The organism is Deltaproteobacteria bacterium, assembly GCA_016210005.1.
Lineage (GTDB): Bacteria > Desulfobacterota > Binatia > HRBIN30 > JACQVA1 > JACQVA1.
In genome coordinates, this window is record JACQVA010000142.1 from 19,874 (window position 1) to 40,131 (window position 20,258).

At 66.3% G+C, this 20,258-nt stretch carries 22 protein-coding genes; 8 read left to right on the forward strand and 14 right to left on the reverse strand.

What is annotated here, in order from left to right:
* Positions 1 to 16 precede the first annotated feature (16 nt).
* On the reverse strand, positions 17 to 355 hold the full coding sequence (locus HY699_13535; GenBank protein MBI4516828.1) for a tetratricopeptide repeat protein: 339 nt from the start codon (positions 353 to 355) through the stop codon (positions 17 to 19).
* A gap of 95 nt (positions 356 to 450) precedes the next feature.
* Here HY699_13535 and HY699_13540 point away from each other — a divergent pair, with 95 nt between their 5' ends.
* Complete coding sequence (locus HY699_13540) at positions 451 to 780, forward strand: HNH nuclease family protein (protein ID MBI4516829.1); 330 nt, start codon at positions 451 to 453, stop codon at positions 778 to 780.
* A 25-nt stretch (positions 781 to 805) separates the two neighbouring features.
* On the opposite strand, the gene HY699_13545 is transcribed toward HY699_13540, so the two are convergent.
* Both HY699_13545 and HY699_13550 read right to left on the reverse strand, forming a co-directional pair.
* Positions 806 to 1,954, reverse strand: coding sequence for an alpha/beta fold hydrolase (locus HY699_13545; protein MBI4516830.1), 1,149 nt, complete (start codon positions 1,952 to 1,954; stop codon positions 806 to 808).
* A gap of 87 nt (positions 1,955 to 2,041) precedes the next feature.
* Positions 2,042 to 2,782, reverse strand: coding sequence for a PIG-L family deacetylase (locus HY699_13550; GenBank protein MBI4516831.1), 741 nt, complete (start codon positions 2,780 to 2,782; stop codon positions 2,042 to 2,044).
* A gap of 188 nt (positions 2,783 to 2,970) precedes the next feature.
* Between HY699_13550 and HY699_13555 the strand changes: the two genes are divergently transcribed.
* Positions 2,971 to 4,566 (forward strand): AAA family ATPase, encoded by a 1,596-nt coding sequence (locus HY699_13555; GenBank protein ID MBI4516832.1) that lies wholly within the window; start codon positions 2,971 to 2,973, stop codon positions 4,564 to 4,566.
* A 30-nt stretch (positions 4,567 to 4,596) separates the two neighbouring features.
* Positions 4,597 to 5,592: a Gfo/Idh/MocA family oxidoreductase gene (locus tag HY699_13560; protein MBI4516833.1), complete on the forward strand. Its 996-nt coding sequence runs from the start codon at positions 4,597 to 4,599 to the stop codon at positions 5,590 to 5,592.
* 4 nt (positions 5,593 to 5,596) lie between these two features.
* Here HY699_13560 and HY699_13565 read toward each other — a convergent pair whose 3' ends face one another.
* The 8 genes from HY699_13565 to HY699_13600 all read right to left on the reverse strand — a co-directional run bounded on the left by HY699_13565 (position 5,597) and on the right by HY699_13600 (position 12,540).
* Complete coding sequence (locus HY699_13565; protein MBI4516834.1) at positions 5,597 to 6,343, reverse strand: TlyA family RNA methyltransferase; 747 nt, start codon at positions 6,341 to 6,343, stop codon at positions 5,597 to 5,599.
* Positions 6,344 to 6,393: 50 nt separating this feature from the next.
* Positions 6,394 to 7,290, reverse strand: coding sequence for a polyprenyl synthetase family protein (locus tag HY699_13570; protein ID MBI4516835.1), 897 nt, complete (start codon positions 7,288 to 7,290; stop codon positions 6,394 to 6,396).
* The gene (locus HY699_13575; GenBank protein ID MBI4516836.1) at positions 7,287 to 7,562 is read right to left on the reverse strand and encodes an exodeoxyribonuclease VII small subunit; all 276 of its coding nucleotides are present in this window, start codon (positions 7,560 to 7,562) and stop codon (positions 7,287 to 7,289) included. Before HY699_13575 ends, HY699_13570 begins: the two co-directional genes overlap by 4 nt.
* A 28-nt stretch (positions 7,563 to 7,590) precedes the next feature.
* Entirely contained in the window at positions 7,591 to 8,799 is a 1,209-nt protein-coding gene (xseA, locus tag HY699_13580) for an exodeoxyribonuclease VII large subunit (protein MBI4516837.1), read from the reverse strand.
* A 59-nt stretch (positions 8,800 to 8,858) separates the two neighbouring features.
* Positions 8,859 to 10,022, reverse strand: coding sequence for a divergent polysaccharide deacetylase family protein (locus tag HY699_13585; GenBank protein ID MBI4516838.1), 1,164 nt, complete (start codon positions 10,020 to 10,022; stop codon positions 8,859 to 8,861).
* A gap of 81 nt (positions 10,023 to 10,103) precedes the next feature.
* Positions 10,104 to 11,483 (reverse strand): S41 family peptidase, encoded by a 1,380-nt coding sequence (locus HY699_13590; protein ID MBI4516839.1) that lies wholly within the window; start codon positions 11,481 to 11,483, stop codon positions 10,104 to 10,106.
* Positions 11,484 to 11,669: 186 nt separating this feature from the next.
* On the reverse strand, positions 11,670 to 12,317 hold the full coding sequence (locus tag HY699_13595; protein MBI4516840.1) for a methyltransferase domain-containing protein: 648 nt from the start codon (positions 12,315 to 12,317) through the stop codon (positions 11,670 to 11,672).
* A gap of 34 nt (positions 12,318 to 12,351) precedes the next feature.
* Entirely contained in the window at positions 12,352 to 12,540 is a 189-nt protein-coding gene (locus HY699_13600) for a helix-turn-helix domain-containing protein (protein ID MBI4516841.1), read from the reverse strand.
* 255 nt (positions 12,541 to 12,795) lie between these two features.
* Here HY699_13600 and HY699_13605 point away from each other — a divergent pair, with 255 nt between their 5' ends.
* The 3 genes from HY699_13605 to HY699_13615 are packed head-to-tail and all read left to right on the forward strand — an operon-like array spanning position 12,796 to position 14,972.
* Positions 12,796 to 14,007: an MFS transporter gene (locus HY699_13605; protein ID MBI4516842.1), complete on the forward strand. Its 1,212-nt coding sequence runs from the start codon at positions 12,796 to 12,798 to the stop codon at positions 14,005 to 14,007.
* 50 nt (positions 14,008 to 14,057) lie between these two features.
* A complete protein-coding gene (locus HY699_13610) occupies positions 14,058 to 14,477 on the forward strand; it encodes a CopD family protein (GenBank protein MBI4516843.1) in 420 nt (139 codons plus the stop codon).
* A 27-nt stretch (positions 14,478 to 14,504) separates the two neighbouring features.
* On the forward strand, positions 14,505 to 14,972 hold the full coding sequence (locus HY699_13615) for a VOC family protein (GenBank protein MBI4516844.1): 468 nt from the start codon (positions 14,505 to 14,507) through the stop codon (positions 14,970 to 14,972).
* Positions 14,973 to 14,985: 13 nt separating this feature from the next.
* On the opposite strand, the gene HY699_13620 is transcribed toward HY699_13615, so the two are convergent.
* Positions 14,986 to 15,534, reverse strand: coding sequence for a hypothetical protein (locus tag HY699_13620; protein ID MBI4516845.1), 549 nt, complete (start codon positions 15,532 to 15,534; stop codon positions 14,986 to 14,988).
* A 182-nt stretch (positions 15,535 to 15,716) separates the two neighbouring features.
* On the opposite strand from HY699_13620, the gene infC reads away from it, so the two are divergent.
* The gene (gene infC, locus HY699_13625; protein ID MBI4516846.1) at positions 15,717 to 16,325 is read left to right on the forward strand and encodes a translation initiation factor IF-3; all 609 of its coding nucleotides are present in this window, start codon (positions 15,717 to 15,719) and stop codon (positions 16,323 to 16,325) included.
* Between the two features lie 12 nt (positions 16,326 to 16,337).
* On the opposite strand, the gene HY699_13630 is transcribed toward infC, so the two are convergent.
* Together HY699_13630 and HY699_13635 are read right to left on the reverse strand one after the other, a co-directional pair.
* The gene (locus tag HY699_13630) at positions 16,338 to 16,958 is read right to left on the reverse strand and encodes a phosphoribosylglycinamide formyltransferase (protein MBI4516847.1); all 621 of its coding nucleotides are present in this window, start codon (positions 16,956 to 16,958) and stop codon (positions 16,338 to 16,340) included.
* 4 nt (positions 16,959 to 16,962) lie between these two features.
* Positions 16,963 to 17,766: an alpha/beta fold hydrolase gene (locus HY699_13635; protein MBI4516848.1), complete on the reverse strand. Its 804-nt coding sequence runs from the start codon at positions 17,764 to 17,766 to the stop codon at positions 16,963 to 16,965.
* A 110-nt stretch (positions 17,767 to 17,876) separates the two neighbouring features.
* On the opposite strand from HY699_13635, the gene HY699_13640 reads away from it, so the two are divergent.
* Entirely contained in the window at positions 17,877 to 19,553 is a 1,677-nt protein-coding gene (locus tag HY699_13640) for a hypothetical protein (GenBank protein ID MBI4516849.1), read from the forward strand.
* Positions 19,554 to 20,258: the final 705 nt, after the last annotated feature.

The window sequence follows — 20,258 nt, forward strand, 5'->3', positions numbered from 1 at the left end:
CCGGCGGCGAGGGTGCTTACGGTTTACCCGCCTTGAGTTGTTGCTTCCACTCGATCACGCGCCCCTTGGCGGCCCAGCTTTCGGCCTCGGGGATGTTGCCGGCGCGCTGATAGATGCGCGAGAGATTGGTGTACGGCAGCTGGTCGTCGGGGTTCAGTTCGACCACGCGCCGGGCTGCGGCGACGGCGTCCGGCCAATTCTCCTGGTCGGCTAAGGCCATCGACAGGCCTTCCCAAGCGTCAGCGTAGTTCGCCTCGAGCGCCAGCGCCTGGCGGTACTTGGCGATGGCACCATCGAGGTCGCCGTCGGCCACGCAGTCCACCGCTTGGTTGTACAACTCCTCCGCCGCCGTCACCGTGTTCTCCAGGGTGCCGACTGTACCCAATTGCACCGGTGCCCTCAAGGCGGCGGGTGAATTTACCCGTGGCGCCGGGCCGCTATAATGCCGGCATGGCTACCCACAGCTTTCGGCCGAAGAAGCGGCGCAGCGGCGCAGCGGCGCTGGATGTCGAGGCGGTGATTCGCGACGCCAAGGCGGCCGCCGCCGCCCGCATGCAGGGCTATCGCGCGCGCGCGCTCGAACTCCACGGCTGGATCTGCGCCAAGTGCGCCCGGGAGTTCGATGCCGCCACGCTTCACTTGCTCACCGTCCATCACAAGGACGGTAACCATGATCACAATCCGCCGGACGGCTCCAACTGGGAAAACCTCTGCGCCGATTGCCACGACGACGAACACCGCCGCGGCGTGCTCGCTGACTATCTCGCCGGCAAGAGCTGAAGAGCGCCCATCTGGGCACCATCGCTCAGCGTAGCGGGCGGAGGAAAGCGCGGACGTCGGCTACCAGGGCCTCGGGCTCTTCGAGCGCAGCGAAGTGACCGCCGGTGTCGAATTCGGTCCAACGCTGCACATTGAAAGCATGTTCGGCCCAGGCCCGCGGCGGGCGGAACAGCTCGCGGGGAAAGATCGCGCATCCGGTCGGGACCTCGACCCGTATGCCGCGGGGCGGAAACAGGCCGGCAGTGCGAGCTTCGTAGTAGAGCCGCGCCGACGACACCGCGGTTTGCGTTACCCAGTACAGGGTGATGTTGGTCAACATCTCGTCCTTACTCAGCCGGCGCTCGACGTCGCCGTCGCAGTCGGTCCAGGCGCGGAACTTCTCGACGATCCAGGCCGCCAAGCCGGCAGGGGAATCGTTGAGCGCATACCCCAGAGTCTGCGGTTTGGTTCCCTGTATGCTTTGGTACCCCGCTCCTTCATTGAGGAAGCGTTGCATCTCCATCAGCTTGACCAACTCTGCCTCCGACAAGCCGGCGGTGGGATTAGCTTCGTCGGGCGGCATCACCGCGACCATGTTGAGATGGATGCCCGCTAGGCGCGCCGGATGCTGGTGGGCAAGGCAGGTGGCGATGATCGCGCCCCAGTCGCCGCCCTGGGCGGCAAAGCGGTCGTAGCCCAGTTGCCCCATGAGCTCGGCGAAGACGTCCGCCATTTTTCCCGGATGCATACCGGGTTGGCGCGGACGATCGGAGAAGCCGTAACCCGGCAGCGACGGCGCCACCACGTCGAAAGCATCGGCGGGGTCGCCACCGTGACGCGCCGGATCGGTCAACGGGCCGATGATCTTGGCGAACTCGGCGATCGAGCCCGGCCAGCCGTGGAGCAACAGCAGCGGCAGCGGCTTGGGGCCGACACCGCGTTGGCGGATGAAGTGCAGGCCGAGATCACCCACCGGCGCGCGGAAGTGGCGCCAGGTGTTGAGCGCACGCTCGGCGGCACGCCAGTCGTAATGCTTGTACCAGTACTCCACCAGCTCTTTGAGGTAGGCGAGGTCGGTGCCGTAGCTCCACTGCGCGTCGTTGACCTCATCGGGAAACCGCGTGCGCGCCAATCGCTCCCTGAGATCGTCCAGCACTACCTGTGGTACGTGAATTTGAAACGGTTCGATCGCCATCGTTACCTCGAGTTACCGGCGCACTATACACCGGCCTCCGACATCATGCAGCCCGTCACTGAGGGCGGGCCTCAGCGTCAGCCGCTGTCACCAGGAATTCACGATCCGCCGAAAGCCCTCCGCCAGCTCTAGGGCGCAGCGCTGGCCGGTCCACTCGGCGATGAAGCGCGCCTCAGCCGCGACCCCGTCGCCGTCACCGAACTGGCTGTGGTGTTCGCGCAATGCGGCGATCTTCTGGTCGAGCGTGGTACTGACGTCGACGTATTCGTCAGCTGTATCAGTGGCGGCAAGCAAAACCTCGGCCGCATGGTGTGGCTGGAGTCCCTCGGCCAGCAGCTCGGGGAAGAAGGTAGGCATGTGAGCGGCGGGATAGATCGCGTCGAGTGTGGCGCGGCCGGTATTGCGATGATCGGGGTGGTTGATACCACCCGGGGGGACCGCGTCCGCGCGCGGATCAAGTGTAACGACCACCTCCGGGCGGTGGCGCCGAATCAGGCGCACGAGGTCGCGCCGCAGCGGCGGGCTGTTGTCGACTTCGCCTTCCGAGTACGCCAAGAACTCCACCGCCGCCAGCCCGAGATGCGCCGCAGCGCGTCTCTGCTCAGCCCGGCGTTGCGCGGTGAGCTCGGCCGGCGGCTGCTGCAGGTCCATCGTACCCTTCGCTCCATCTGTCAGCACCGCCAGCACCACTCGACGGCCCTGGGCAGCCCAGCCGGCGAGCATGCCGCCGCAGTAGTAATCGGCATCATCACAGTGGGGCACAATCACAAGTGCATACGCCGGAGTTGGCGAGAGCGCTTCCACGAGTCGGTAGATTGCTCCGGCCACAGCCCAAGAATATCCGTTCCCGCCGCCTTCAGGAAGATGCCGCCCGCGACAAATTCGCCCGCCCGGGCGGCGCGCGGCGCTTTTCCGATCGAGCGCAGTTGAGGTATAGTTCCGGCCGTGGGTAACCCGAAACCGCAGGCTGCGCTCGCGGAAGAGCCGCGCCTGCACGCCGGCCACGGACCGGATGAATGCCTTGGAATAGCCGGCGTCAAATTCGCGTACCACGCCGGAGCAACGACGGAGTTGAAGTGAACACAGACCATCCCAGCATCGAGCCCGAAAGCCGTGCCTATGTCGCCCTCAAGGAACTCATCCAGGCGGGACGGCCGCTGATCTACATCCGCTCCCCCGAGGAGGCCCGCGTTCACCAATTGCTGGCAGACGCCGCCCGCCGGCTGTTCCGCACCGAGGTGGCGATCTGGAGTTGGAGCCTGACCGACGGACTGCGCCGACCCGACGGCGCAGCGGCTACCACCGAGCCGCTGAGCGCTCGCGGCGTACTCGACTTCATTGCTACCCACGATGCGCCCGCCATCTTCCATCTCAAGGACTTTCACGAGTTCCTGCGTGACGCCGCCGATATCCGCCGCCGCCTGCGCGACTTGTACGAGTGCTGTCTCGATACCGGCAAGTTCGTGGTCCTCAGCTCGCCGTTGCGCGTGATTCCTCAGGAGCTGGACCGCCAGCTGGTGTTCATGGAGCTACACACGCCCGACCTCGGCGAACTTCTCGCTTTCCTCCAGCGCCAGAGCGCCAAGCTGGCGGGGCAGGGCGTGACGGTCGATAGCCGCGAGGAGCTGCTTTTCCAGATGGCCCGCGCGCTGCAAGGATTGACTCTGGCAGAGGCCCACCACGCGCTGCGGCGCGCGCTCGCGGTCAAGGGCAAGCTCGACCACGAGGCTTTGCCGCAGCTGCTCGAAGAGAAGAAGCTGCTGGTCAACAAGAGCGGTCTGATCGAATACGTGGCCGATGGCACCCAGCTCGCCCACGTCGGCGGCCTCGAGTACTTGAAGAAGTGGCTGCTGGAGCGGCGCAAGTTGTTTCTCGAGCGTGAAAGCCTCGCGGCCGAGATCGTGCCCAAGGGGCTGCTGGTAATGGGCGTGTCGGGTTGTGGTAAGAGCTTGTGCGTCAAGTCGGTGGCCTCGTGCTTCGAGTTGCCGCTCTACCGCATCGACATGATCGAAATCTTCTCCGGGCGCCACGGCAGCCCCGACGGCGCCTTTGTCGAAGCCTGCCGCAGCGTCGAGGCGGTGGCGCCGGCCGTGGTCTGGTTCGACGAAATCGAGATGGGCATCACCGCGCAAACCGGTGAGGCCACTGCCGACCTCGGCCGCATCTTCGCGTTCTTCCTCACTTGGATGCAGGAGAAGGCGCGCGGCTTGTTCATCGCCGCCACCGCCAACCGCGTCGATCTGCTGCCAGCGGAGATGATCCGCAAGGGCCGTTTCGACGAGGTCTTCTTCGTCGACTTGCCCACCGACAACGAGCGCATCGAGATCTTCCGCATCCACTTGCAAAAGCGCGGACTCGACGCCAGCCAATTTCACCTCGATCGGCTCAAGAAGTTCACCAAGGGTTGGACCGGCGCCGAGGTCGAGCAGTGCGTGGTCTCAGCGCTGACCAGCGCGCGCCTGGAAGATCGCCCGCTCGCCGACAACGACTTGCTCAACGTCGCGGCCACCGTGGTGCCGTTGTCGAAGACCATGCGCGAGCAGGTCGACCACATTCGCTCCTGGGCTTACGACCGCGCCGTCCGCGCCTCACCGCGCGAATCGGAGCGCTAGCCGGTTATGGGTCGGGCGATCGGAGCGGCAATGCTTGCGACTTCTCCGTTGCGCATAGGCACCTTGGGCGCGGCCCGCATCACGCCGATGGCGCTGCTGCGCCCGGCGCTAGCGGTACCCGAGGTCGCCGTCACCGCGGTGGCGGCGCGTGATCCTGAACGCGCGCGGCGCTTCGCCGCCAAACACGGCATCGCCCGCGTCCACACCGACTATGCCGCGTTGATCGCCGATCCCGAGCTCGACGCGATTTACAACCCTTTACCGAACAGCCATCACTACGAGTGGACGATCCGCGCGCTTGAAGCCGGCAAACACGTGCTGTGCGAAAAGCCGCTGGCCGCAAACGCGGCTGAAGCCGAGCGCATGGCGCAAGCGGCCGCTGCCACCGGCCGCGTCCTGATGGAGGCCTTTCACTACCGCTACCACCCCGCCATCAAGCGCCTGAAGGAGATCACCGACAGCGGCGAGCTGGGCCGGATTCGCCACATCGAAACCCACATGTGCGTGCCGCTGCTGCGGCCGGGAGATATCCGCTACCGCTACGACCTTGCCGGCGGCGCCACCATGGATCTCGGTTGCTACACCATCAGCCTGCTGCGTTATCTCGCCGCGGCGGAACCGGAAGTGACACGAGCGCAGGCGCGGTTGAGCTCGCCGAACTTGGACCGTTACATGCGCGCCGACTTCCGCTTTGCCGACGGCCGCACCGGGCACATGACGTGTTCGCTGTTTTCAACTGTGCTGCTGCGGCTCAGCGCGGTTGTGCGCGGGGACCGTGGCGAAGTGAGCCTGCTCAACCCCTGGCTGCCACATCTCTATCACCGCCTGACGTGGCGCACGGAGCGCGGCACCACGGTCGAGCGGCTGCGCGGTGAGGCCACTTACACTTATCAGCTCCGGGCCTTTGCCGCCGCGGTGTGCGAGCGCGCTGCCGTACCGACCGACGCAACCGAGGCGATCGCCAACCTGCGCGTGATCGACGCGGTCTACAGAGCCGCCGGCCTGCCGCCACGCGTTTCTTCCTGAGCGCTCACAGGCTGCCCTTTTCCAACCACAGCAGGAACTCGCGGTTGCCGGCGGGCCCGCGCACCGGTGACTCCAACTCGCCGTTGCACCGCAAGCCCAGCGCCTCGGCGCACGCCCGCACGCCGGCCACGGCGGCACGATGAAGGACCGGATCACGCACCACGCCGCCCTTACCCACTTGCCCTTTGCCGACTTCGAATTGCGGCTTGACCAAAGCGATGATCGTTGCCACCGGTGCCACCAACTCCACCACCCGCGGCAGTACCAGGCGTAGAGAAATGAACGACACGTCAATCACCGCGAGTACCGGCACTTCATCGAAGGGCGGCGTGCAGGTACGGATGTTGGCACGCTCGAACAGGGTAACGCGCGGGTCGTTGCGCAGGCTCCAGGCAAATTGCCCGTAGCCGACGTCGACAGCACTGACGTGGCGGGCGCCGTGCTGAAGCAAGCAGTCGGTCCAACCGCCGGTCGATGCCCCCACATCCAGTGCCTCGCAGCCTCGCACCGCGATCGGCCAGGCCCGCAGAGCGGCGTCGAGCTTGAGTCCGCCACGACTGACGAACGGGATATCACCGCCTCGAACCTCGATGGCGGCGCCGAGCGCAACCAGCGCGCCGGGCTTGTCGATGCGCTGCTGCTCGACGAACACTTCACCGGCCATGACTATGCGCCGCGCTCGTTCACGGCTGGTGACCAAGCCGCGATCGACGAGGATTTTATCGAGGCGCTCGCGGCCCGCTTGGCGCACGGCTCAGCCCCACAGAGCGAAGACGCTACGGCCGCCGCGCCGGCCGCCGCTCACGGCCCCACGGCACGGCCGACGACGTAACCGGCAATCGCCCGCAGCGGCTCGGCCTGGCGATCGAAACCGGCGATCGCGCTCACGGCCTGGGCGAGCAGCCCGCGGGCACACTCGCGCGCCGCGGGCACACCCATCACCGCTGGAAACGTGACCTTCTGCCGTACCCGATCGCGGCCGGTACGCTTGCCGGTCACGCGCGCCGGCGCGCTTGCGTCGAGGATGTCGTCAGCCACCTGGAAGGCGAGGCCGAGGTACTCGCCATAGCGCGTGAGCTGGCGCAACGCCGGAGCGCTGGCGGCGCCGAGCACCGCCCCCGTGCGTATGGCAGCGCGCAACAACGCCCCGGTCTTGCGTACGTGAATGAACTCGACCAGCGCCAAGGTCGGCTCCGCGCGTTCGGCTTCGATGTCGGCGGCCTGGCCGCCCACCATACCGTGCACGCCGGCGGCCTCGGCAATCTCGTGTATTGCCTGCAAGCTGTGCCTGCGGTTCATGCCCGGCCGCAGGGCGGCCTCCGCCATGGTCCGAAACGCCTCGGTCAGCAGCCCGTCGCCAGCCAAGATCGCGGCGGCCTCGCCAAACACGACATGGCAAGTAGGCTTGCCGCGGCGCAGGTCGTCGTCGTCCATGGCCGGCAGATCATCGTGCACCAGCGAGTAGGTGTGCACCATCTCTAGGGCGCAGGCGAACGGCAGCACCAGGCTGGTGTCGCCGCCGACGGCGTCGGCAGCCGCCAGCGCCAGAATCGGGCGGATACGCTTGCCGCCCGCGAACAGGCTGTGCCGCATGGCTCGCACCAGCGCGGTAGCGTGCTTGCCGCCGGGCGGCAGACAGCCGTCCAAGCGGTGCTCGATTAGGCGGCGCTGTCGTGCGAGATAAGTCTTCAGGTTCACGATTCCTCGTCCTTGAGCCGCTCGACGCTCTGCAGCCGCAGCGCGCCCTCGCCGTCGCGGGTCAGGATTTCCACCCGTTGCTCCGCCCGGCTGAGCTTGTCATTGAGCAAGCGTATCAAGGCGATGCCCTGCTCAAACGCGGCCAGTGCGCTCTCCAGCGCTAGCTCGCCCGATTCCAGACGCGCGACCAGCGCTTCGAGCTCACGCATGGTCTCCTCGAAACCCTTCTCACTACCAGTGTCAGTCATCTTCTTAGACCGCTTCGCGGGCATGGAACAGCACTCACGCCAAGCCGTTACGCTACCGGCCGCTTTCCGACACCCGCGCCCGCGCCCAGCCGCGGGCGAAGGTCAACCGTATTTCCGTCTGCGCCGGAACGGCGGCAGCGTCGCGCACCACCGCACCATCTTCAAGCCGGCGGGTGATGCTGTAGCCGCGCTCGAGCACCGCCAACGGGCTGAGCGCGTTTAGCCGTTCAGCCGCTCCCCGCATACGCTCGCGCGCCAGACGCAGAGTGGCCAGCGCACCCCGTTGACTGCGCTCGCCGAGTTCGTCGAGGCGCAAGCGCCAGCTCGCGAGCAATTGCCGCGGCTCACGGATGTGGCGCCGCAAGGCGCTCAGGCGCTCGCGTTCGCGCTGGAGGCGGCGCTGCACCGCCGCTACCAGCGCGGCGCTCTCATCGCGCACACCTGCAGATAACTGCCGGTGATCGGCGACAACCATGGCCGCCGCCGCGCTCGGCGTTGGTGCCCGCTGATCGGCGACCAGGTCGGCAACCGTGACGTCGATCTCGTGGCCGACGGCCGACACCACCGGCACGCGTGAGGCGGCAATCGCGCGGGCGACCCGTTCCTCGTTGAACGCCCACAAATCCTCGAGCGAGCCGCCGCCGCGGCCAACGATGATGACCTCCACCGCCGGCAGCTGGTTGAGGTCAGCAATTGCCGCAGCGATGTCGGCACCGGCAGCCGCTCCTTGCACTCGCACCGACCGCAGGATCACCCGCTGCGCCGGCATCCGGTCGCGCAGCACCCGCAGCAGATCATGCACCGCTGCACCGGTGAGCGCGGTCGCAATGCCGACCGCACGCGGGAACGCCGGCAACGCCCGCTTACGTTCCGGGGCAAACAACCCTTCCGCGGCAAGCCGCTGCTTGAGTTGTTCCAGCGCCAGCTGCTGCGCACCTTGGCCGCGGGGCTCCATGTGTTCGACATACAGCTGCAGGTCACCGCGCACCTCGTACAAACCGACGCGACCGCGCACGATCACCTCGATGCCGTCTTGCGGGCGAAATGGCAGCGCTTGGTTCGCCGAGCGGAACATCACCGCCGCAATCTGACTGCGCCGGTCTTTCAAGCTGAAATAGAAGTGCCCGGACGGCGGCACCCGGAAGTTCGAGATTTCGCCCACCACCCAGCAGTCGTCGAGCTCGGCTGCGAGCGTCTCACGGATGCGCTGGGTTAGCTGACTGACGCTCAGCAGTGGCGAGAGCGTAGCGGCGAACGACATGGGCGGACTGTAACAGACGCTCGGGTGGCGGCCAAGGTCAGGCGCGACGCCGTCACTGGCTATTTGCGCTCAGCCGCGTTGCCCGGCGACCCCGCGGTCGCGAGCAGACTCGCCACCGGGGCGACCTCGACCCCGAGCTCGCGCCAGCTTGCGAAGACCGCGCGCAAGGTCGCCACGGTCACGGGCTCCGGGTGGGCGATGGCGATAGCCGCACCACGCTCACGGGCTTGCTGCACCAGGGTGTCGAGTTGCAGCCTGATCGCGCTCTCCGCCGGCACGTTGTCGAGAGCGATGGCACGGCCGGCCGCCGCCAGACCCTCGGCCGCGGCAACCTCCGTGGCGACGCTCTCTTTCGCGCTTAGGCCGTCGACGAACAACAACTGGCGCGCCTTGAGCCAGCGCATCACCCACGCCATCCGTTCGCGGTCGAGCGCGAAGCGGGAGGCGGTGCGGTTGCTGACGCCGATGACATAGGGTACCGCCTCGATCGCGTCGCTGAGCCGGCGCTGCGTATCGGTCTCGCTGCTATCGGCGGGCAAGAGATGGGTCGCGCCGAACTCCTCGGCGCCATCCGCCGCCAACGGCAGCTGCAGCATCACTTCACGCTCAAAGAGATGCGCCAGCTCGGCCACTTCTTTGGAGAACGGGCGGAAGGGCATGATCGCAAACACCACCGGCAAATCGAGACTGGCGAGTTCGCGGGCAACCATGAGGTCATTGCCGAGATCCTCGATGACGATGGCCACCCGGGCCCGTCGTGGCACCTGGGCCGCCCACCGCACCAGCAACGTGTGGGTTAGCACGTCGTCGATACCAATTGTGATGCGAGCGCTATCGTTCTCCGTGACCGCGTCGATGGTGACGCAGGGATCCTGTTCGCTGATTTTGAGCAGGCGTGTGCGAATCTCATCGAGCGTCAACTCCGGCGCCACGCTTAACTCGTAGCGCCGGTGCACGTAGCGCAAGCGCTCGGCCCCTTGGCGCTCCTCCACCGGCGGCGGCAGTGGCAGCTCGCTGGCTTGCAGCAAGGCAGTAACCAACGTGATCTGATCGTTCAGTTCGCCCAAGCGATCGGCGCAGTTCGGCGCGCTGCTAACCACTGAGAGTTCACGTCCGGCGCGCATTTCCTGTGCGATAACGAACAGGAGGACGCCAAGGACGACGGAGAGAGAGAAGCTGGCAAGCCAACCCAGGCCGGCGCCTTGCGCGCGGTCACGCGCCATCAGCGGAGGGGAAGGGAGGAACCTTTTCGAGCAGAGGCGGTGGTGGTCGCAGCTCGTCGCTTCATCGGTAGCAGTTGCGGGTCAGGGTTGGCGCTGGGCGACCACGGTCCTGAAGACGTTCCAGCTCTTGAGCAGCTCGAGGGCACGGTGCAGCTGCGGGTCTTTCGCCGCCTCACCCTGGGTTGAGTCCGCCCCTGCCGCCGGTGCGGGCGGGGCGCCGTTTTGCGTACCTTGGGGTGCGGCCGGCTCACTCGGCTTGTCGTCCTTGGCACCGCCCGGCGGTGCTTCCAGGTGGCGCGGTAGGTTCTCTTCGCGCACCGTGGGCAGGTTATGTTCGCGCTCGGCTTTGGCCGCCACCACTGCGCCTTCCATCGCCACGTCCGGCGTGATGCCCATAGCCTGGATGGAGCGCCCGTTGGGGGTGTAATAGCGCGCCGTGGTCAAGCGCAGCGCCGCACTGTCATCGATCGGCAGGATCGTCTGCACCGAGCCCTTTCCAAAGGTCTGCTCGCCGAGCACCAGGGCGCGCTTGTGGTCTTGCAACGCCCCGGCGACAATTTCCGAAGCGCTGGCGGTGCCGCCGTTGACCAAGACGATCATCGGGAATTCGGTGTGGCTGCCCTGCTTGTGGGCGAAGTACTTCTGCTTCTGCGTCTCCAAGCGGCCGTCGGTGTAAACGACCAGGCCGGAGTCCAGGAACACATCGGAGACGCGCACGGCCTGGGTCAGTAGTCCGCCGGGGTTGTTGCGCAAGTCCAACACGACACCCGAGAGACGCCCGCCGTTTTCCTTTTCCAGCGACTTCAAGCCTTTTTCCAGGTCGTCTTCCGTACGTTCTTGGAACTGCGTAACGCGGATATAGCCGTAGCCCTTTTCGAGGGTGCGGTACTTAACGCTTTGTATCTTGATGACCTCTCTGGTCAGGGTGAGGTCGAAGAGCTCAGGTGTGCCCTCGCGACGCAGTGTCAAACGGATCTTGGTGCCTTTCTGACCGCGCATGCGTTTCACGGCCTCGACCAGGGTCATGTCCTTGGTGAACTCGTCATCGATCTTGATGATCTGGTCGCCAGCCTTGACCCCGGCGCGAAACGCGGGGGTGTCCTCGATCGGCGACACTACGGTCAGCAGGCTGTTGCGCAGTGTGATCTCGATACCGAGGCCACCGAAGCTGCCGCGCGTGTCGACCTGGAGTTCTTTGTAGAGATCCGGGGTGAGGTAAGCGCTGTGCGGGTCGAGCGCGCCGAGCATGCCGGTGATCGCGCCCTCGATGAGCTGCTTGGTGCCGACCTCGTCGACGTAGTTCTTCTGCACCAGTGCCAGGACGTTGGTAAAGGCTTCGATGTTGTCGTAGGCGTCTTTGGCGACCGCGAAGACCCGCCCGACCATCTGGCTACCCAACAACAGTAGCCCGGCGAGCACCGTTATCGTCACAAGCGAGGTCAACCGCCGACGTATTCTCATGAGAATTTGCACCTTCCGAAGTGAGACTGGGCCGGAGTATAGCTGAAGCCCCACCCCCTCACAATTACTGCTCTCGGCGTTGGCGCCGGCGGCGACACGATCAGGGCTGGCAATGGCGGCATCTGCCCAAGCGCCAGCGCACTATCCCGGGGGCGCAGTGACGTGACTGGGCCAAGTGAGCGCAAGCTATCGCTTGCGGTTCTCGGCCACGACGATAGTAAAGAGCGATCGCGGCGAGGTCTTGTAGCACTGGCGGATCGCCAAGGGGAGGTTATCGAAGACTTCGCTCTGGCTCAGCGTGTGCCAGCCCAAGCGCCGGGTGATCGGTTCGATGGCGCGATCGAGCGCCGCCAGTACGCGGTTGCGGCTGCGGAAGTGGTTGATCACGACCACCGTGCCGCCGGGCCGGCAAACCCGCTGCATCTCCCGTATCAAGCGGCGTGAGTCGGGCACCACGCTGACGACGTGGAAAGCCATGACGTAGTCGAAGCTGTCCTCGGCAAACTTCATGTCGAGCGCGTCCATCGTCATCACGCTGAAGTGCCGCCAGCCGTTACGAACGATCTTATCCTGCGCCTGTTCCAGCATCTCCGGAGCCAGGTCAATGCCGGTGACCTGGCAATGCGGTGGGTAGGCCGGGAAGGAGAGGCCCGTCCCCGCACCCACTTCCAGTACGCGGGCGCCCGGGGGCATATCGAGGGAGCGAATTACGCGGCGGATGCGCGGGTAGAAGACGCGCGCAAAGATGCGGTCGTAAAGATGCGAAAACTCGTAGTAAATCTTGCTTTCGTGGGCTTGTGTTTGCTCCAGGGCGGGCATCGCCACCTCACTCATCAATTCGACCCCGCGGAAACCGCAGGCTTCGCCCCTACGCCGCGTCCGCGCCTTGTAACTGGCGCTTGAACGAAGCGATATCGCGACGGCGAAACCGCCACTGCCGCCCGGCCTTGAACGCCGGCAGGATGCTCTTGCGCGCGAACTCGTTAACCGTGTCCGGGCTCATATCCAGAATCCGAGCAACCTCCTTGCTGTTCAGAATGCCGTCGTCCTTCTCCATGGCCATAACTTCCTTTTCCAGGCCAGCCGCAGTTCACGACTGTCCGGGCAGGCGTCGCGGCTGTAACACGGCGTGCTACTACAGTCAAGGCAACGAACCCAACCGCGTCTCTAGCCTCAATCTGGAATTGGCATCAACCCCAGCTTACTCCGGATTTTCCAGTGCCAACCTCAGCGCCGGATTTGGGGCCCCGGGGTCGGGTTGTCGCTGCCGGGCTATCGTGGTAAGCGGCCCTCGCCTTCGATGACCGCCTCCGTGCTCACTCCCCGACGACCGACGCTGGCTATTCTCTTCGTTACCGTGTTTGTCGACCTGCTCGGTTTCGGCATCGTCATCCCGCTGCTGCCGTACTACGCCCGCACCTTCCAGGCCTCGGGGTTGACGGCGGGGGCGGTGATCGCCTGCTATTCGGCGATGCAGTTCGTCTTCGCGCCACTGTGGGGACGGCTGTCCGATCGTATCGGCCGGCGCCCGGTGATGCTGATGAGCTTGGCGACCTCGACGCTGTCGTATGCGTTGTTTGCCGGGGCAACCGATCTGACGATGCTGTTCGCCTCGCGCGTGCTGGCGGGCGTGGGCGGGGCAAACGTCGCCGTGGCGCAGGCGTTCATCGCCGACGTCACCGGCGAGCACGAGCGGGCCAAAGGGATGGGGTTGATCGGTGCCGCCTTCGGTCTCGGCTTTGTTTTCGGGCCGGCGATTGGCGGGCTGCTGGCCGCCTATGGCCATTGGGCCCCGGGGGCGGCGGCGGCACTGATCTGCGGCCTGAACTTGCTGGCGGCGGTCTTCCGTTTGCCTGAATCACTGGCGGTGGCGCGGCGCCGGCGGGCCGGTTTCGTTCATCCGCTGCTGCAACTGCGCCGGGTGCGCGGCCGGCCGCAGCTGGGGGTACTGCTGGTGGCGTTCTGTGCCGCGATCTTCTCGTTCGCCACCATGGAGACCACCTTCTCGCTCTTGTGCGCCACCTCGCTGCATCTGACGGCGACGCAGATTTACTGGCTCTTCGGTTACATGGGGCTGACCATGAGCGTTGTGCAAGGCGGCATCATCGGCCGGCTGGCGCAGCACGTCAGCGAACGCGCGCTGGTGACGGGCGGGTGCGTGTTGCTGGCGCTCGGGCTACTGGCGACGCCGTTTGCGCGCCCACTGGTGCCGCTGTTGTTGGCCCTCGCCGCGCTGGCGATCGGCCAGGGCGTGGTCTCGCCGACGTTGTCAAGCCTGATTTCCAAGACCGCCGATGCGGCGGAGCACGGCGGGGTGTTGGGTCTGAGCCAAGCCACCGGCAGTCTGGCTCGCATACTGGGGCCGCTCTGGGGCGGACTCCTGTTCGACTGGGGCGGACCGCTGGGTCCCTATCTCACCACCGGCACGCTGATGCTGCTGGTTACGGGGCTGTCATTGCGGCTGACTCGGGCGCAGGCGGCGGCACTGACAGCGCCGAACCCGCTGGCCGCGCGCGCCTGTTAGGAGCTGGCCGCGCAAACTGGTGCAGTACGCCGGTTGGCAAGGAGGGTTAGATGCGTTGGGTCATCGCGCTGCACGTGATTGCAGTCATCATGTGGGTGGGGCCGCTGCTGCTGCTGACACAGATGCTGGCACTCCATGCCGGCGAGGAAGCGCCGGCGGTGCCGGCGCTACGGCGAGTGGAAGGCCGCCTGTTCAGTTCCATCGTCAACCCCTCGGCCGCGGTGGTATTGGTCACCGGCCTGCTGATTCTGCTGTCCGCACCCGGAGTCTACCTCAAGGCGCACTGGTTTCATCTTAAGCTCTCACTGGCCGTGATCCTGTTCGTGTTGCACCTGCGCATCTTTCGCCGCATGCTGGCACTGCACGCGCAGCCGGAGGCGGTGCCGGCGCGCTCGTTCCTCACGCTGCACCTGATTGCCGCCGCCGCGGTGGTGGCGGTTGTCATCCTGGTAATCGTGCAGCCGTTTTGAACCGGCGCAATCAGCGGGGGGCCGACCATGAGCATCCAACGCCTGACCCACATCGGTATCTGTGTCGCCGACATGGAGCGCTCGCTGCGCTTCTATCGCGACGCTCTCGGCTTCACCTACCTGTCGGAGATCCGCATCGGCGGCGAACCGACGGCGACACTGCTGCAGCTGCCGGAGGTCGACTTGCACGCCTGCTACCTCGAACGCGACGGCACCCGCATCGAGCTGTTGCACTACCTCTCGCCCGGGGCGGTGAGCGCCCCACGGCCGCGGCCGCTCAACCAGCTCGGCCTGACCCACGTATCACTGCGAGTCACAAATCTTAATGAGGTGGTGGACAAGCTGCGCGCCGCCGGAGCGGCGGTGATCGAACCCTCGCACATCGACTTCCCCGCCTTCGCGGCAGCGGCCATCTTCGTTACCGATCCCGACGGCACCTTGCTCGAACTGGTGCAAGCCCCGGGTGATCCAGCGCTGCCGCCGGGAGCCGGCTGAGGGCAGCGGCAGTCTAAGGCTCGCGCTCAGGTTGCAGCGTGATCTCGATACGCAAAGCCGCGGCAATGCTCTCGAGCTCGCGCCGCAACCCCGCGACGTCGGTGCCCGCGGGCACGTCCATGCTAATTTGCATGGTGTAGATGGGCGTGCCCGACCCCGGCTCGGGCCGCGACTGGGTGCGCATTTCGTTGATGTTGATCTGCCGCTCGGCCAGACAACGCGCCACCTTGGCGACGATCCCCGCCTTGTCGACACCGACGGCCTGCAGCTCATACCCGCTGGCGTGGTGGCGCGCCCCGAACGGCACCGGTGCCCCAGCCAGTGGGCGGAAGAACACTGTCAGCCGCTTCTCCCATTCCAGCCGCTTGCACGCTGCCGACAGCCGCTGCTCGACGCCCTCGCCTTCGCCCGTGAGTAACAACAGCACGGCAAACTCGCTGCCCAGCAGCGTCATGCTGGAGTCCTCGAGGTTGCAGTCGCACTCGTAGATCAGCGTGGCGAGGTCCGCCACAATCCCAGGCCGATCCGCCCCGATCGCCGACAACGCAAACCACTGCTTCATGCTGGCCTCCGCTGGCGGGCGATCCTAAGAGGTTCCTCCCCGGGGGTCAACGACGGAAGCGATCATCATTCGGCCATCGCCCGGATTGTCACCTGGCTCGCGGCGGTGTAAGCTACGCGCGGTTCCGAAGCCGGAGCCGAGCGAAAGGAGGTCAATTGGCGTTTCGCGATAGAGGCAGGTTCATTCCCCCCACCCCTGATGCACATCGCATCAATCGTTACATTCGAGCCCCGCAGGTGCGCTTGATCGGTGCGGACGGCAGCCAGGTCGGCATTGTCCCGCTGGACGATGCTTTGCGCCGGGCGCAAGAGGCCGAACTCGATTTGGTCGAGATTGCTCCGACGGCGCAGCCGCCGGTCTGCCGCATTCTCAACTACGGCAAGTTCAAGTACCAGCAGCACAAGAAGGAGTCGGAAGCCAAGCGCAAGCAGACCGTCACCACGGTCAAGGAGCTGCGCCTGGGTTACCGCACCGACACCGGCGACACCCAGCGCCAAATCGAGCGCGCGCGCGAGTTCATCGCCGACGGCGATCGGGTGAAGATCACGCTGCGCTTTCGCGGCCGCGAGATGGCGTATCAGGACCTCGGCCGGCAGAAACTGCTGGGGGTGTGCGAGGCGTTGAAGGATGTGGCATCGATCGAAGGCTCGCCCAAGATGGAAGGCCGCATGATGGGGGTGATCCTGGCGCCGGGCGTGAAGAAGAAGAGCGTCCCGAGACCGCCGAAGGAGGCCGCACCGAAGGCCGAGGTAAAAGAGGCCGTGGCGCCGACGCCGACTCCGCAACCGTAGCTGCCCGGCAGCTCACGGCACAACGCGGACGCGCCGGCCTTCGACGCGCAGGCGGCCGGCGGCCCACAGGGTGATCGCTTGTGGGTACAATTCGTTCTCCAGCGCATGCACCCGCGCCGCTAGCGTCGCCGGGGTGTCATCGTCGAGCACGGGTACGGCACCCTGAAGGATGATCGGCCCGTGATCGTATTGGTCGTCGGCGAAGTGGATCGTGCAGCCGCTCACTTTCACCCCCGACTCGATCACTGCCCGGTGGACTTTCTCACCATAGAAACCCTGACCGCAAAAGGCGGGGATGAGTGCCGGGTGGATATTGAGCACGCGCTCGGCGTAGCGGCCGCGCAGCTGAAACTGCGAGAGGAAGCCCGCCATCACGATCAAGTCGAAGTCGTAGCCGCTCAGCGCCTGGTGCAGCGCGTCGTTGAAGGCCTCGACGCTGGCGTAGTCCTTGCGCGCTACCGCGATCGCCGGCAAGCCGGCATTGCGGGCGCGCTCCAGTCCGAAAGCCTCGCGCCGCGAGCCGATAACTACCACGACCTCGGCGTCCAAGCGGCCGTCGCCGATACGATCGAGCAGGTTTTGCAGCGTACTGCCGCTGCCGGACAACAACACCGCCAGCCGAACGCGCGCCATCGGCTCACTCCCCGGCCAGGAACGCGGTGATATCGCGCACCACCTCGGCACGCCGCTCGGTCATGAAACCGTGGCCGGCGTTGCCGTAGACGATCAGGTCGGCATTGGCGATGCGTTGCGCCAGCCACAGCGAGTTGGGCGCCGGCACCATACGGTCCTCCCGGCCCACCAGCACCAGCGTCGGCTGCACGATCTCGCCGAGGCGGTCGGCCACGTCGAAGTGGATCGCCGCGTGGAAGTGATGCGCCAGGGCAAACGGCGGCGTCGGGTGCTCGACCTCGCGTATCAGCTTGCGGTCCAAGTACGCGACGTTGTCGGGGGTGAGGAAGGAGTGGTGAAAAGCAAACCCGCGCATGCGCTGGGTGTGGTCGACGGGCGCCAAGCCGTCGGTGTTGGCAATCGCCATCAACGTCTCCACGTCCGGCGGCGTCGCCTGGCCGCCGCCGGCGGTGGTGCAGCACAGGATCAAGCGGTCGACTAGCTGGCGGTGATCGAGGGCGAATTGCTGGGCAATCATGCCGCCCATCGAGGCGCCCAGGACGTGCGCCCGCGCAATGCCAAGGCCGGCGAGCAACGCCGCGGCGTCGTCGGCGAACAGCTTGATGGTGTAAGGATGATCCGGCTTGTCGCTACGTCCGGTGCCGCGGTTTTCGAACAGCACCAGGCGAAAACGCCGGCTGAGGGCCGCGATCAATTCCGGGTCCCACATCGCCAGGTTACCGGCCAGCCCCATCAGCAACACCAATGGCGGGCCGTCGCCGTGAAGTTCGTAGTAAAGGCTGATCCCGTTGGCGCGCAGCATCGGCATGGCGCGCAACCTAAGCAGTTCGGAGCCAGGAATCAATCCGCACGAGCCCCGACGACGCGCAACGCCGCAAGTTGACCCCTGCGAGAGCGAAGGCTAGCCTCGCGCCGCTCATGCCTCCGACGCTGCCGGCTGCTGCTGCCATCCGCGAATTGGCCCGCTTCGGTCTGATTTTCGCGGCGCTGCTGGCCCTGCATGCCGGCGCGCTGTCATTGCCCCACCACTGGGACGCGCTCAATCGTGTGCACAATGCCCACACCATTGCGGCGCACGGCTTCAGCCCGTTTCTGCCTGCGGGCATCACTTTCCTCGACGCGCAATGGCGGCCGCCGCTGCTGCTCGAGCTGCTTGCCCTTGCGGTTACGCTGAAACCCTACGATCTGATCGCCGCCCACGTGCTCTGGCTCGGCTTTGCCGCGCTCGCCGTCTACATGACTGATCGCCTCGGGCGCAGCTGGCATCCGCTGGTCGGCGCGGTGGCCGCGCTCTGGCTGGCAACTAACCCCCTGTTCTTCGCCCAGAGCGAAGTGGTGGTGTTGGAGGTTCCGATCACCGCCCTGACGGTTACCGCCGCCGTCTGCCTGCTCGAAGGCCGCCGCGGTCTCTATTTGGCGACAGCTGCGGCCGTGGTGCTGTTCAAAGAGTTCGCCCAGTTCGCCCTGCCGGGCTTGGTGTTGTTTGCGTGGTGGGCGGCCCCGGCGGGGAAGCGCTGGCGTGCCGCGGTTGTGGCCGCGGCGCCGTTTCTTGCCTTCGTGGCCTGGCTGGTGGCCTGCAAGCTGCACTACGGCTGGTTTCTCTCGCCCTACACTGTCACCGCCGTGGGCATCGAGCCGAGCGCGATCCCGTGGCGTGGGTTGCTGATAACTGCCGCACACTTCGGCCGGCTACTGTTGCAAGCCGGTTTCTGGGACGGCAATTGGGCCGCGACCCTGCTGGTTCTCGGGGCTTTGGTTGCGCCTCTGCCGGCGCCGGTGCAGCGCCGCTGGGCGTGGCCGGCAGCCGCTGCCGTGCTCGCCGTCTATGCCGTATATCCCTCGCTGCTCGCCGGCAGCGAGCGCGTTCTGATCGCCGCGCCACAGGCAGTTACACCCGGGGGGCTGCTGCAAGACACCTACGCGCAGCTCCAGCGCTTGCGCCTGCCGCTGGCGCTGGCCAGCGGACTCGGCGTTCTCGCCCTGGGCGGCCTCGGGCAGGTCGATTGGCGGGCGGCGCGGTTGTGGCTCAGCGGCGGCATCATCGCCGGCTACGTGGTGATGCTGGCCTTCATTCAGTACCGCATGGTCCGCTACCTGTTGCCGGCCTATCCGTTCATCCTCGTGACAGCCGCCGCCGCCTTGTGGCAAGTCGCCCGCCACTCGGCGACGCCATGGCGGCGAGTCGTGCCAGTGGCTGCGGCGGTGGTGCTGCTGTTCGTGTCGCGCTACTGGGGCACACGCGCCGGCCCGGGCAACGTGCTCGAAAGCAACCTCGAATTTCGCGACATGGTCTTCGTGCGCCGCGCCGCCGCGGCCTACCTTGAACAGCTGGCGCCGCGCGCCATTTTGGCGGCGTGGCCCGAGACGATGGAGCTGCGCTTCCCGTTCGAGGGCTACGTGACGCGCCCGCTTGCCGTGGTCGAGGATCCCCGGCACGACGCCGAGGTGCTCTACCTCTCGCCACAGTCGAGCGATCATGATCTGGCCGCCACGCTGCGCCACGCCCGGCCCGAGGTGACACTGCAACCGCTGCAGCGCTTCGAGCACCACGGCAAGTCGGTCGCCTTGTTCCGCATCGTCTCACCCCGCCCGTAGGGCAGAAATCTGCCCCGCGTCTGCAATGAGGACCCTTCAGGCGTGAAACTCGGCACGAATTACCGGACATGGCTGAGGGACAGCAGTTTCAGGTCAGGGAGCCGACCGGACCAAGAGGCGCCCCCTGACCGTCGAAGGGTTACATCGTCGCGGGCAAGACGCGAACCGCGAAAGCCTACTCACCGCAGAGGCCGCCGAGGACCGCAGAGGCTGACAGGGCTCCGCTTCTGCGCCGATCTTCCCGTTCCCTGCCCGCGCCGTACTGGAGGGCGCCTTGACACGGCCCCTCAGTGCCGTGGCGCAGTGGCGCCACGGCTGCTGACCATGGTGGTGTAGGCCCTTCGAGGCAGCTCACGACGGGCATCTTGCCTGCGGTCTTTCCTCCCGGTGGTGCAGGCATCTTGCCTGCGGTTCCTGACCCACCGAAGCCCAAGCCCCTCAGCCTCTCGCTGGCGCAGCCACCGCCGGGAACGCGGGCAGCTCGCAGGTGGCGCAGGCGTCCCCGCCTGCGATCCCTCGTCTCGGTGGCACCGGCGCCCCCGCCGGCAGTCCAGTCCGCTCTACCGGTGGCGCAGGCATCTTGCCTGCGGTCCCTGACCCACCCAAGCCCAAGCCGCTCAGTCCCTCGGTGGTGCAGGCATCTTGCCTGCGGTCCCTGACCCACCCAAACCCAAGCTGCTCAGTCCCTCGGTGGCGCAGGCGTCC